Here is a 12,235-nt window from a genome sequence, read left to right on the forward strand (position 1 = left end):
AAAGGTCTGGTCAACCATGAAGAAAGTTCTCGCTGCAGCGTTTGCAGTATTCGCAATTGTTGTAGCGGCACCTGCTCAAGCAGCGCCTGCCGCTCAGGAGGTCGTACTCGTTACGACACTGACAAGTGTCGGCACCAGCCTGAACACCATTGGCAATGTGAAGTACGGCTGGAATGACCTCAAGGGTGTGGCGAACTGGGGTAAAGAGCCAGTTTCGATTCGCCTGCAAGGTGACGTGGCCTACAAGAACGACAGTGGACCATTCAATGGCTACTACACAATTACCCGTGCTGATGGAGCCCAGTTGGCATTCCATGTTGACGGACAGGCTTTGGCTATCCCTGTGGCTGCTGGAACCAAGACCAAGTTCCATGGCGTGATGAGTTTCTTGCAAGGTTCAGGTGCGTACTCGAATGCGCAGTCAACGGGAACGATGGTTGGTGCACGCGAAGCGGCCATTGGTAGCCCAGTGCAAATGACCTTGCGTTTCACCATCGTTCCTCGCGGCTAGTTTGTTAGTGATGACCCTTGTTGATCATGCCGATCATCTTGAGGTTCAAGCCAGCAAAGCGAAACAACTGCACAAACAGGTTCTTGCGCGCTTTGAGATCTTTGGCCGTTGGTAATGGTGCATTGGGAAATGTTTCGAGAGTAGACATGAGTGACTCACCTTCTATTCGGGGATTAAGTACCAAAACGGGCGAGCTTTTGCTTTGTAGATGAAGAGGTAATGCAACATCACTTTCATCCAGTGCGCGCTCAAACCAATTTCGCCGTAGGTCTCCTTGGTATCTCGACCCATCTCGCCGTACTTTTCTTTGTCAGGAATGATCGGGAATACCGTCATCGCTGCAGCGGTTCCCGTGCGCCAACCTTTACCTGCAGAAGCGATACAGGCCGCACCCATGTCTGCCATTGATGCAGTGTGAACCTTGCCTTCGGCTCCGTGCTTGATGCGTTCGGCAATGCTTTGCGCAACGGCTCGACCAATGACGCCTGATGGCATGCCGGTGCGCGGTGGTGCCGGTGCGATCACCGTGCCATTTGGAGTGGTTCGGGGGCGTGACATCTGATGTGGGGGAGCGAATGCGATGCCAGCTGCCCAAACGTTGTCATATTTCACTGACTGGTAGGTCTTGGGCCAGTCACTTGCTTTCCACTCTTCGTACGGTTTAGCGGTGTAGTCGGCATCAACTTTCATGAAACCACTCGGCGCAAAAACCTCAGCAGTGATGTCATTGTTGTTGGCATCAAAGGCCTTCATGTCGACGCCACGAAAGGGTGGAAGCAACATTGCGAAGTCAAAGGACTGCTCGGATTTAGTGCCATCTATTTGCTCGTAATGCGCAACACCAGGTTCAACTTTTTCAATGTGCGCAGACATGATTGCTTTGACGCCACGTTCATGAAAGAGCGATTCAGTGAACGTCTGGCTCGGAATAATTTGGTCTTTATGGCCGAAATTCATCCCATCCATTCCGAAGTCACCAAGCTGTGCTTCGTTGGTGATGTAGATGACCTCGGCCTTGTCGCGAACGCCTTCTTTCACAAGTTCATGCTCAACATTGAAGGTGTACTCAAACGCGGCGCCCTGACATGTACACGTGCCATGCCCCATACCGATCAAGAGTGTTTGGTGTTGACCGGCTTTAAGTTTGTCGATGACTTCATCAAAGGCTTTCGCAGTTTCAGTCGCGTGGCCTGCGGTGCACACTGACCAGGTGTAACCATCGGGTCCCAACCCCGGGGTTGCGCCAAAGTTCAGTTTTGGTCCGGTGGCATTGATGAGAAAGTCATATTCGAGATTGGCTTCTTGACCTTCGCGTGCTGGATCGGTGTAACGCACCGTGACGTGTGGGTGCGATTGGGCAGGCGAGCCTTCGGGATGAAGCTCGATCCCAAGTGCTTGGTGGAACTCAATGTTTTTTCGCTTATAAATAGGTGCAAGAGGGAACGTGACTTGCTTGACGCTCATCTGCCCGACGCCAACCCAAATATTTGAAGGGATCCAGTTCCACTTCGAGTTGGGGGCGACCACTACGACTTCGTGTTCCTTACCCAGCATCCGACGAAGGTGCAGCGCGGCGGTGTGACCAGCGATCCCAGCGCCCAAAATCACGGTTCTTGCCATTGCGTGCTCCTTGCCTCCAGCGCCAATCGATCAATTGGCTGCTCACTGAGGAGCCTATACCCCACAGGGGTATAGGTGTTAGAGGCTAAAGTCCATAGTTGGAGCAGAAAGACTTCCGACAATTCGGGTAAATCACCCCGATTGGACGTTGGGAACTTCGCCCCCTAGACTTTGCAGGCTGTCGTTGGCTTCCCCAACTACCCGCCACCTGATGTTTTGGTGGATGACGTATGTCCGGGGTTTCCAATGAAAGCGCCCACCACAACGAAGGACGATGCAAAAGCATGGGTAAAAAAGACGGAGCGATCGAGCTTGAGGGCACGATCATGGAGTCTTTGCCTAATGCGATGTTTCGCGTGGAGTTGGACAACGGTCACAAAGTTCTTGCGCATATCAGCGGCAAGATGCGAATGCACTACATCCGCATCCTGCCTGATGACCGCGTAGTTGTTGAACTTTCACCGTATGACCTCACCCGCGGCCGCATTGTCTATCGCTACAAATAACCACACGAGGACTGGCAAAACATCATGAAGGTGAACCCAAGCGTCAAGCCGATCTGCGATAAGTGCAAGGTCATTCGTCGCCATGGCCGCGTCATGGTGATCTGCGAGAACACTCGCCACAAGCAGCGTCAGGGCTAATACCTGACGAGGGTCAATGCGGGGAGAAATCCCGTACGACCTCAACTGTGAAGTACCCGACCCCCAGGTAACTGGGACGACACCTTGAGCCACGGGGCTCAAGACCTGATCTGACGGTCAGGGCTGGTACTTCAATCGAAACCCCGTGCATGAGAAGAAGAGAGAACGTCACATGGCACGTCTTGTTGGTGTCGATCTGCCGCGCGAAAAGCGCATGGCAATCGCACTTACCTATATCTATGGCATTGGCCGCTCACAGGCCTCCGCTGCCCTCACCGCCACGGGCATTGATCCAGAAATGAAGTCCAAGGACCTCACCGACGATCAGACTCTTGCTCTGCGCGATTGGATCGATCAGAACCTCAAGGTTGAAGGCGATCTTCGCCGCGAGGTTGCAGCTGACATTCGCCGCAAGGTGGAAATTGGTTGCTACCAGGGTCTTCGCCACCGTAAGGGCCTTCCGGTCCGCGGCCAGCGCACCCATACCAACGCGCGTACTCGTAAGGGTCCTCGTAAGACCGTCGCTGGCAAGAAGAAGGCCGCGAAGTAATTCGCTGGTCTCTACCGGACTTCTAGGAGATACATACACATGGCACCCAAGGCAGGACAGAAGGGCGCGGCGAAGAAGATTCGCCGCAAGGAGAAGAAGAACGTGGCCCACGGCCATGCTCACATCAAGAGCACGTTCAATAACACGATCGTCTCGATCACTGACCCAACAGGCGCAGTCATTGCATGGTCAAGCGCTGGCCAGGTTGGTTTCAAGGGTTCACGTAAGAGCACCCCATTCGCCGCACAGCTCGCAGCAGAATCTGCAGCACGTCGCGCAATGGAACACGGCATGCGCAAGGTTGACGTGTTCGTTAAGGGTCCAGGCTCAGGCCGCGAAACCGCTATCCGTTCGTTGCAGGCAACTGGTCTTGAAGTTGGTTCAATCGCCGACGTCACCCCAGCGCCTCACAACGGCACCCGTCCACCAAAGCGTCGTCGCGTTTAATCGCGCGTAAGAAAACAGGAGAACACAAACCATGGCGCGTTATACAGCTGCCGATTGCAAGCGGTGCCGTCGCGAGAAGATGAAGTTGTTCCTTAAGGGAGCTAAGTGCGAGTCACCAGCTTGCCCATTCGAAAAGCGTCCTTACCCACCAGGCCAACACGGTCGCGGTCGCTCAAAGGATTCTGAGTACCTGCTCCAGTTGCGCGAAAAGCAAAAGGCAACCCGTATGTACGGTGTGCTTGAGAAGCAGTTCTCGAACTACTTCGTTGAAGCTGCTCGCCAATCAGGTAAGACCGGTGAAAACCTGCTCGTCATTCTCGAGACTCGCCTTGACAACGTGGTGTTCCGCGCTGGCTTTGCAAAGTCCCGTGACATGGCACGCCAGTTGGTAACCCACGGTCACTTCCTCGTGAACGGCAAGAAGGTCAACATTCCTTCCTTCCGCGTCAGTGCTGCTGACATCGTTGAGGTTGCACCTGCATCACGCGAACTGACGCCATTTGTGATTGCACATGCAGAGATCGGTGATCGCCCAGTGCCAGCATGGCTCGAAGTGATCCCATCAAAGATGCGCATCCTCGTGCACGCACTTCCATCGCGCGCAATCATCGACACCCCTGTTACCGAACAGCTGATCGTCGAGCTCTACTCCAAGTAATCCCTAGTAGTTGGAACGCCCTAACTACTCGACAAAATCGCGACTTCAAATAATGGTCGTCGCGGGAAGGAAGACACGTGCTCATTAGCCAGCGTCCAGTGCTCACCGAAGAGCCAATTAGCGAGTTCCGCTCGCGTTTTGTGCTTGAGCCACTCGAGCCAGGTTTCGGTTACACCCTTGGTAACTCACTTCGCCGCACCCTGCTTTCATCAATCCCAGGTGCAGCAGTAACCAGCATCCGCGTTGATGGCGTGTTGCATGAGTTCACCACAATCCCAGGTGTCAAAGAAGACGTCACCGAGTTGATCTTGAACATCAAGCAGCTCGTTGTTTCATCAGAACACGATGAGCCAGTTGTTATGTACTTGCGCAAGCAAGGTCCAGGTGCCGTTACTGCAGCTGACATTCAGCCACCAGCAGGTGTTGAAGTACATAACCCAGGTCTGCACATTGCAGAGCTCAACGACAAGGGCAAGCTTGAGATTGAACTCGTTGTCGAGCGTGGCCGCGGCTACGTATCAGCAACGTTGAACAAGCAAGCTGGTCAGGAAATCGGTCGCATTCCTGTTGACTCGATCTACTCACCAGTACTCAAGGTCACCTACAAGGTTGAAGCTACTCGTGTTGAGCAGCGCACCGACTTTGACAAGCTCGTGATCGATGTCGAGACCAAGCATTCAATTCGCCCAGCAGATGCAGTTGCATCAGCAGGTAAGACCTTGGTTGAACTCTTCGGTTTGGCTCGTGAGCTCAACGTTGATGCTGAAGGCATTGACATTGGCCCATCACCAACAGACACCTTTGTTGCTGAGCAGCTTTCGACTCCAATTGAGCAGCTTGATATGACCGTTCGTTCATACAACTGCTTGAAGCGCGAAGGCATCCACACCGTTGGTGAACTCATCACCCGCAGCGAGGCTGATTTGCTCGACATCCGTAACTTTGGCGCAAAGTCAATCGACGAAGTCAAGGTCAAGCTTGTGAGCTTGGGCTTGGCACTTAAGGACAGCCCTCCAGGGTTCGATCCATCAGCATTTGCTAACTACGACGACGATGAAGATCTTGATGACGACTTGGCATTTGCCGAGGACGAACAGCTCTAAATCGCACTACTGATTTTTCGAAACTGACAGGAGAAAGACGATGCCTACCCCAACCAAGGGTCCCCGCCTCGGCGGCGGTCCAGCTCACGAGCGGTTGATCTTGGCGAACCTCGCCACGTCGCTGTTTGCGAACGGACGCATCACCACGACCGAAGCTAAGGCCAAGCGCCTTCGCCCATTGGCGGAGCGTTTGATCACCAAGGCAAAGCGCGGCGACATCCACAACCGTCGTCAGGTATTGCAGGTCGTACGCGACAAGTCAGTCGTGCACACGCTGTTCACTGAGATTGCACCGATGTATGTCGGTCGTCCAGGTGGATACACCCGCATCACCAAGATTGGTAACCGCAAGGGCGACAACGCACCTATGGCAATCATTGAGCTCTGCGAGCCAATGCTTGAGCAGGTCGTTGCAGAAGCTACTGGCGCAACCAAGCGTGCAGCTAAGGAAGCTGCTGCTCCTGCAGTCGAGACCAAGGTTGAAGAGACCGTGGTTGTTGAACAGACTCCAGAAGTAGTTGAAGAAGTGGTTGTAGAAGCTGAAGTATCAGAAGAAGCAACTGACAAGGAATAGTCCTGTCAACGCAGATCATTGATCAGCCCGTCCCCGATCTACCTGGGGACGGGCTGATCCGTTTGCGCATTGATTTTTCATATGACGGTGCAGGGTTTTTTGGCTATGGAGTTCAAAAGGATTTGCGCACGGTTCAAGGCGAAATCCTGCGCGTCTTTAATTACCTGACGCATTCAAAGGTTGAAATCTTTGTTGCAGGCCGCACTGATGCTGGAGTCCATGCACGCGGTCAAGTCATTCATGTCGACTTAAGTCCAGAACATGTTGCGCGCCTTGAAGATCCTGCGCGATTAAATCGCGCGCTCCCTGAAGATATTCGCATCCACTCAATTCAAGAAGCGCCTTACGGCTTTGATGCACGCTTTTCAGCGTTATGGCGCAGGTATTCCTATCGCGTGTGCGATGTGTCAGATGAAATGAATCCTTTGACGCGTCATCAAACGTTATTCCACTACAAGCGGCTTGATATTGATGCAATGAATCAAGCAGCGCAAGGGTTAATGGGCTTACAAGATTTCACTGCCTATTGCCGCCCACGCGATGCATCAACATCAGTGCGCGAGGTAGAAAAGCTCGAGTGGCATCGCGAAGGTGCAATCTGCGTGATGACTGTGCAGGCGGATGCGTTTTGTCATTCAATGGTGCGCAGCCTGGTAGGCGCCATGATCCCGGTGGGAGATGGGCGCAGGTCAGTTGATTGGCCAGCGATGATTTTGGCTTCAAAAGACCGCACGTTGAGCCCTGAAGTGATGCCGGCGCACCCCTTGGTGCTAGAAGAAGTGGGCTACCCCGAAGCCGACCAGATGATGGCCCGCCAGCTCATCACCCGCACCAAACGCAACCCTGATCAGGGCTAATGCTCTGGGTTCGTGGGGAAGGGGTACCCCAATTTGGCGTAAAGCGCCCTTACTGGGTACTCTTTGGGGTCGCTTCAGTGCTTCCCCGAATGCCCTGAAGTCATAATCAGCAGTCCGAATCAACTATGAAGGTGGCGTCCCGTGCGCACGTACAGCCCAAAGGCCGGTGAGGTAACTCGCACCTGGCACGTTATTGACGCTTCCGATGTCGTTCTCGGACGCCTTGCAACGCATGCAGCAGATTTGCTACGCGGCAAGCACAAGACCACATATGCACCGCATATGGACCAAGGTGACTTCGTCATCATCATCAACGCTGACAAGGTCGCGTTGACGGGTCAAAAGCGTGAGCAGAAGAAGGCGTATCACCACTCCGGTTACCCAGGCGGCATGAAGTCGACCTCGTACACCGACTTACTTGCTAATGATTCACGCAAGGCTGTTGAAAAGGCTGTGAAGGGCATGATCCCTCACAACAAGATCGGCAAGCAGCAGCTCACGAAGCTAAAGGTGTACGGCGGACCCGATCACCCACATGCTGCGCAGGCTCCACAGCCATTTGTGATCACCCAGATCGCTCAGTAGTCACCCCCAAGCCGGAACTTAACGAAGAGGAAATGGCAGTGTCAGAGGCCACGATCGAAGACGTCGACATCGACATCGAAGAAGAGATTCCATCTGAGTACACCTCAGAGACCCCAGCACGCGCTGTCGTTACCCGCGACATTGTTGTTGCACCTGCAGGCGCAACCGGTCGTCGTAAGCAAGCAATTGCTCGCGTGCGCATCGTTCCTGGCACCGGCAAGTGGACCATCAACGGTCGTGAGCTTGACGATTACTTCCCTAACAAGGTTCACCAGCAGGAAGTGAATGATCCATTCACGACCACCGGTGGCGAGGGCAAGTTCGACGTCATTGCACGCATCAACGGTGGCGGTGTTTCCGGTCAAGCTGGTGCACTTCGCCTCGGTGTTGCACGCGCACTCAACGAGATCGATCGTGACGGCAACCGCCCTTCATTGAAGAAGGCTGGCTTCCTTACTCGTGATCCACGTGCCAAGGAACGTAAGAAGTACGGTCTGAAGAAGGCACGTAAGGCTTCCCAGTACAGCAAGCGCTAATCCATTGGGTCGGCTCTTCGGCACTGATGGAGTGCGCGGGCTCGCTAATCGCGATCTCACCGCTGAACTGTCATTAGATCTTGCTGTTGCAGCTGCCCATGTTCTGGGTGATGTTGGTGCCTTTGAAGGCCATCGTCCCCGCGCTGTTGTTGGTCGCGATTCCCGCGTAAGCGGTGAATTTCTTGAAGCAGCAGTTGTAGCAGGTTTAGCAAGCGCCGGTGTTGATGTCATTCTCTTAGGAGTGACACCGACACCGGCGGTTGCATTTTTAACCGACAAACTTGAATGTGATCTCGGCGTGATGCTTTCGGCATCCCATAACCCAATGCCTGACAACGGTATTAAATTCTTCGCACGCGGTGGACACAAACTCGACGATGTCATTGAAGATGCCATCGAAGCGCGTATGGGTGAAGAGTGGGATCGACCGCTTGGCGGCGATGTTGGTCGCGTAGTCGTCGAAGCAGATGCTGCAGTTCTCTATGAAGAGATGTTGTTGGCATCAACGCCGCATCGACTTGATGGAATCAAGGTTGTTGTTGACTGCGCTAACGGTGCAGCCTCTTTCATTGCTCCAGATGTATATGAACGCGCAGGCGCGCACGTCATTGCCATTCATGCGCAACCAGATGGCTTAAATATCAATGACAACTGCGGCAGTACCCACCTTGGTGATCTGCAGGCTGCAGTGCGCGAACACAAAGCTGATCTTGGTATTGCCCATGATGGCGATGCTGATCGTTGTCTTGCTATTGATGCTGATGGCAATGAAATCGATGGCGATCACATACTTGCGATTCTGGCTATTGCGATGCGTGATGCCGGAACACTCACCAACAACACTGTTGTTGCAACCGTGATGGCAAATCTTGGATTCAAGATTGCAATGCAAGCTCACAACATCACAGTGATTGAAACCGGTGTTGGTGATCGCTACGTACTTGAGGCAATGAAGGCTGATGGCCTTGCTCTCGGTGGTGAACAAAGTGGCCACGTCGTGATGCTTGAACACGCAACCACTGGCGATGGCTTACTTACTGCACTGCATTTGATGGCACGCATGGCGCAAACCAAGGAATCGCTGGCGCAATTAGCTGCGCGAGTAGAGAAGCTGCCTCAAGTTCTTGTGAATGTACGCGGTGTTGATAAAGCAGCATTAGTAAACAATGCCAGTGTTGCTGCGGCAGTTACTGCTGCGGAAGTTGAACTTGGTGCAACTGGTCGAGTATTGCTGCGTTCATCAGGAACAGAGCCGGTTATCCGCGTGATGGTTGAAGCGCCGAGCCAAGAGCTTGCACAACGAATTACTGATCAGCTCGCTGCCGTGGTGTTGGCCGAGCTTTCACTTGGATAGGGCTCTTCCAAAGTTTTTGCTGAAGTACCAAGGTCAGCCAACCAGCGATAGCCATACCGGTGATGTTCACTATCAACTGGGCACTGCTACCTAAGACTTGGCTCCACACCCCATAAGCCACCCCCAGAGCAATATTTCCGGATGCTGGGATTGTGGTGACAGAAATAAATACTCCGATGAGCCCACTGCCTTTTGACGAGGTAAGCGAGAGCACGCCAGCGGCACCAGCGATAACCGCAACCGCAAGTGACCACCAGTTCACGTTGTAGATGAAATTGGTGCCAGGTCGAGCTGAATTTAATTCGCTGAAGTCCACGATGTTGGTCAGATTCAAGATGACTGCCACCACGGTGGTGAACGCAATTGAAATCGTGAACCCAATGATTAACGTGCGCAGCGCCTGACGCAGGAGCATTGGGCGTTTGCGTACCAAGGCCAGCCCTAAGGCGGCAATCGGCACGAACTCTGGGCCAAGAACCATCGCACCGATCAGCACGATTGTTGAATCGGTAAGAATCGCTATGGAGGCCAAGAGGGTGGCAAGAATCATGAAACTCAGATAGGTCCAATTGAGTTCACTGTCGTCGTAGGCCCGTTCGGTGACCTCAGCCCAGACCACGGCATCTGCGCTTTGCCCGGGTGCCTGTTCCTCTACGTGGTAGCCAGTCTGGGAAATCCAGGTTTCCACGTGGTTGAGGGCAATAGTGCCCTCGTAATGCACACCTAGGGCCCGAAGTTGATCAACGATGTCATTGGCTCGCTCGCGGGGGATATCGGCAATGAACACGTCACCCTTGGGTTGCACACTGGCTCCGCGCAGCACGGTCAAGCTACTGATGTGGGCCTCAGAGATCAGCAGCGATTCCACGGCAGGGCTGAGTTGGACAGTTGTACTCACGCGCAGGCTCAGCATGGGCCTATCCAACACCGTGCGCCCCGTAGGCTGGGCCCTATGTGCGGGATCGTGGGATATGTCGGGCAAAAGCAGGCTCTGGAGATCGTCGTGGCTGGCCTGCGCCGGCTGGAATATCGCGGCTATGACTCTGCGGGAGTAGCAGTGCTGGCTGATGGCGCTCTTGATACCCGTAAGAAGGCCGGCAAGTTGGTCAATCTGGAAACCCTGTTGGGCGAAGACCCACTTCCTGACTCCACCACCGGCATCGGCCATACCCGTTGGGCTACCCACGGCGGCCCAACCGATCGCAATGCTCATCCGCATGTCAGCGAAGATGGATCGGTCGCGATCATCCACAACGGCATCATTGAGAACTTCACCGAACTTCGTGAAGAACTCACAAATGCGGGCGTGAAACTTTCTTCTGATACTGACTCTGAAGTCGTTGCGCATTTGCTCGCACGTGTGTTGCCAAGTGCAGGCGATCTCACGGTTGCCATGCGTGAAGTCTGTAAAGAGCTTGAAGGCGCCTTCACTCTCGTTGCTGTTTCTCCGCTCTATCCAGATGTTGTTGTTGGAGCTCGCCGTAATTCACCGCTGGTTGTTGGTGTTGGCGATGGTGAAAACTTCCTTGCTTCCGACGTTGCCGCTTTCGTTGATCACACGCGCAATGCGCTGGAGCTTGGTCAGGACCAAATCGTCACCCTGACACCTGATGGCGTAACGGTCACCGACTTCTTCGGCGAGATTGCACCTGTTCGACCATTCACGGTTGATTGGGATGCGTCTGCCGCGGAAAAAGGTGGCTACGACCTGTTCATGTTGAAGGAAATCGCTGAACAGCCGAAGGCTGTTGCTGATTCGCTTCGCGGTCGCATGACCAAAGAAGGTCGTCTACAACTTGATGAAATGAGTGTGTCTGACGAAGATCTTCGCGGCATCGACAAGGTTGTCGTGGTCGCCTGTGGCACCGCGTATCACGCAGGCCTCGTTGCGAAATACGCAGTTGAACACTGGACTCGCATTCCCGTTGAAGTGGAGGTGGCAAGCGAGTTCCGTTACCGCGATCCAATCGTTGGTCCAGGAACTCTTGTGATTGCGATCTCGCAATCAGGTGAAACCATGGACACGCTCATGGCTTTGCGGCATGCGGCAGAACAGGGCGCTCGAACACTTGCGATTTGTAACACAGTTGGTTCAACGATTCCACGTGAATGTGATGGTGTGCTGTACACCTACGCAGGCCCAGAAATTGCGGTTGCTTCGACTAAGGCTTTCCTTACTCAGATCATCGCCGCGTATCTCATTGGGCTGTATTTGGCTCAGGTCCGTGGGGCGATGAGCAGTGATGAGATTCGCACAATTCTTGCCGAGCTCGACAACATGCCACAAGCAGTTGACCTAGTGCTCGACACAGTTGAACCAGTTCGCGCAATCGCTCGCGAACTTGCCGATGCAAAGTCAGTGCTCTTCATTGGCCGCCATGTGGGCTTCCCTGTTGCACTTGAAGGTGCATTGAAACTCAAAGAACTTGCCTATATGCATGCAGAAGGTTTCGCTGCAGGTGAGTTGAAGCATGGTCCGATTGCTCTCATTGAAGACGGCGTGCCGGTTGTGGTGATCGTGCCTTCGCCAAGTCACTTCCTGCATGACAAGGTCATCTCCGCAATTCAAGAGGTGCGTGCGCGTGGTGCGCATATCGTGGCGATTGCTGAAGAAGGCGACGAGAAGATTGTCGCGTTTAGTGATCACATCATTCGTGTTCCGGTAGTCCCGCCATTAATGCAGCCATTGGTCTCCACCGTGCCACTTCAAGTATTCGCGTGTGAGATGGCAACAGCTAAGGGTCATGACGTTGACCAGCCACGTAACTTGGCTAAGTCCGTCACTGTGGAATAACC

15 protein-coding genes and 1 pseudogene are annotated in these 12,235 nt (G+C 53.7%); 13 read left to right on the top strand and 3 right to left on the bottom strand.

All coding sequences use genetic code 11. The features are described 5' to 3' along the window. Positions 1-16 precede the first annotated feature (16 nt). On the top strand, positions 17-511 hold the full coding sequence (locus PHN51_06265; protein ID MDD2818383.1) for a hypothetical protein: 495 nt from the start codon (positions 17-19) through the stop codon (positions 509-511). A gap of 4 nt (positions 512-515) precedes the next feature. Here the strand turns inward: PHN51_06265 and PHN51_06270 are convergent, their stop codons facing one another. Both PHN51_06270 and PHN51_06275 read right to left on the bottom strand, forming a co-directional pair. Then, positions 516-659, bottom strand: coding sequence for a hypothetical protein (locus PHN51_06270; protein ID MDD2818384.1), 144 nt, complete (start codon positions 657-659; stop codon positions 516-518). A gap of 14 nt (positions 660-673) precedes the next feature. Continuing rightward, the gene (locus PHN51_06275) at positions 674-2,131 is read right to left on the bottom strand and encodes an FAD/NAD(P)-binding oxidoreductase (protein MDD2818385.1); all 1,458 of its coding nucleotides are present in this window, start codon (positions 2,129-2,131) and stop codon (positions 674-676) included. Between the two features lie 284 nt (positions 2,132-2,415). On the opposite strand from PHN51_06275, the gene infA reads away from it, so the two are divergent. The 11 genes and pseudogenes from infA to glmM all read left to right on the top strand — a co-directional run bounded on the left by infA (position 2,416) and on the right by glmM (position 9,439). Further along, positions 2,416-2,637: a translation initiation factor IF-1 gene (gene infA / locus PHN51_06280; GenBank protein ID MDD2818386.1), complete on the top strand. Its 222-nt coding sequence runs from the start codon at positions 2,416-2,418 to the stop codon at positions 2,635-2,637. Between the two features lie 24 nt (positions 2,638-2,661). Then, entirely contained in the window at positions 2,662-2,775 is a 114-nt protein-coding gene (rpmJ, locus tag PHN51_06285; GenBank protein ID MDD2818387.1) for a 50S ribosomal protein L36, read from the top strand. A 172-nt stretch (positions 2,776-2,947) separates the two neighbouring features. Continuing rightward, entirely contained in the window at positions 2,948-3,325 is a 378-nt protein-coding gene (gene rpsM / locus PHN51_06290; protein ID MDD2818388.1) for a 30S ribosomal protein S13, read from the top strand. A 39-nt stretch (positions 3,326-3,364) separates the two neighbouring features. After that, positions 3,365-3,772, top strand: coding sequence for a 30S ribosomal protein S11 (rpsK, locus tag PHN51_06295; GenBank protein MDD2818389.1), 408 nt, complete (start codon positions 3,365-3,367; stop codon positions 3,770-3,772). A 31-nt stretch (positions 3,773-3,803) separates the two neighbouring features. After that, complete coding sequence (gene rpsD / locus PHN51_06300; protein ID MDD2818390.1) at positions 3,804-4,430, top strand: 30S ribosomal protein S4; 627 nt, start codon at positions 3,804-3,806, stop codon at positions 4,428-4,430. A gap of 77 nt (positions 4,431-4,507) precedes the next feature. Next, complete coding sequence (locus tag PHN51_06305) at positions 4,508-5,533, top strand: DNA-directed RNA polymerase subunit alpha (protein ID MDD2818391.1); 1,026 nt, start codon at positions 4,508-4,510, stop codon at positions 5,531-5,533. Positions 5,534-5,573: 40 nt separating this feature from the next. Then, positions 5,574-5,918 (top strand): annotated as a pseudogene (gene rplQ / locus PHN51_06310) (50S ribosomal protein L17). 251 nt (positions 5,919-6,169) lie between these two features. Further along, positions 6,170-6,964 (top strand): tRNA pseudouridine(38-40) synthase TruA, encoded by a 795-nt coding sequence (truA, locus tag PHN51_06315; protein ID MDD2818392.1) that lies wholly within the window; start codon positions 6,170-6,172, stop codon positions 6,962-6,964. Between the two features lie 141 nt (positions 6,965-7,105). Continuing rightward, positions 7,106-7,549 (top strand): 50S ribosomal protein L13, encoded by a 444-nt coding sequence (gene rplM / locus PHN51_06320; protein ID MDD2818393.1) that lies wholly within the window; start codon positions 7,106-7,108, stop codon positions 7,547-7,549. A 32-nt stretch (positions 7,550-7,581) separates the two neighbouring features. Beyond that, positions 7,582-8,085: a 30S ribosomal protein S9 gene (gene rpsI, locus PHN51_06325; protein MDD2818394.1), complete on the top strand. Its 504-nt coding sequence runs from the start codon at positions 7,582-7,584 to the stop codon at positions 8,083-8,085. Between the two features lie 4 nt (positions 8,086-8,089). Continuing rightward, positions 8,090-9,439, top strand: coding sequence for a phosphoglucosamine mutase (glmM, locus tag PHN51_06330; protein ID MDD2818395.1), 1,350 nt, complete (start codon positions 8,090-8,092; stop codon positions 9,437-9,439). Here glmM and PHN51_06335 read toward each other — a convergent pair. After that, on the bottom strand, positions 9,390-10,352 hold the full coding sequence (locus tag PHN51_06335) for a DUF389 domain-containing protein (GenBank protein MDD2818396.1): 963 nt from the start codon (positions 10,350-10,352) through the stop codon (positions 9,390-9,392). The genes glmM and PHN51_06335 overlap by 50 nt on opposite strands. Before the next feature lie 39 nt (positions 10,353-10,391). Here PHN51_06335 and glmS point away from each other — a divergent pair, with 39 nt between their 5' ends. Then, positions 10,392-12,233: a glutamine--fructose-6-phosphate transaminase (isomerizing) gene (gene glmS, locus PHN51_06340; GenBank protein MDD2818397.1), complete on the top strand. Its 1,842-nt coding sequence runs from the start codon at positions 10,392-10,394 to the stop codon at positions 12,231-12,233. Positions 12,234-12,235 lie beyond the last annotated feature (2 nt).

The sequence above is a fragment of the Candidatus Nanopelagicales bacterium genome (genome assembly GCA_028687755.1).
GTDB lineage: Bacteria > Actinomycetota > Actinomycetes > S36-B12 > S36-B12 > UBA11398.

Coding starts and splice junctions, on each gene's coding strand:
- glmS (MDD2818397.1), top strand. CDS start 10,392: ATGTGCGGGATCGTGGGATATGTCGGGCAAAAGCAGGCTCTGGAGATC.
- PHN51_06265 (MDD2818383.1), top strand. CDS start 17: ATGAAGAAAGTTCTCGCTGCAGCGTTTGCAGTATTCGCAATTGTTGTA.
- rpsD (MDD2818390.1), top strand. CDS start 3,804: ATGGCGCGTTATACAGCTGCCGATTGCAAGCGGTGCCGTCGCGAGAAG.
- PHN51_06275 (MDD2818385.1), bottom strand. CDS start 2,131: ATGGCAAGAACCGTGATTTTGGGCGCTGGGATCGCTGGTCACACCGCC.
- infA (MDD2818386.1), top strand. CDS start 2,416: ATGGGTAAAAAAGACGGAGCGATCGAGCTTGAGGGCACGATCATGGAG.
- PHN51_06270 (MDD2818384.1), bottom strand. CDS start 659: ATGTCTACTCTCGAAACATTTCCCAATGCACCATTACCAACGGCCAAA.
- rpsI (MDD2818394.1), top strand. CDS start 7,582: ATGGCAGTGTCAGAGGCCACGATCGAAGACGTCGACATCGACATCGAA.
- rpsK (MDD2818389.1), top strand. CDS start 3,365: ATGGCACCCAAGGCAGGACAGAAGGGCGCGGCGAAGAAGATTCGCCGC.
- rpsM (MDD2818388.1), top strand. CDS start 2,948: ATGGCACGTCTTGTTGGTGTCGATCTGCCGCGCGAAAAGCGCATGGCA.
- rpmJ (MDD2818387.1), top strand. CDS start 2,662: ATGAAGGTGAACCCAAGCGTCAAGCCGATCTGCGATAAGTGCAAGGTC.
- PHN51_06335 (MDD2818396.1), bottom strand. CDS start 10,352: ATGCTGAGCCTGCGCGTGAGTACAACTGTCCAACTCAGCCCTGCCGTG.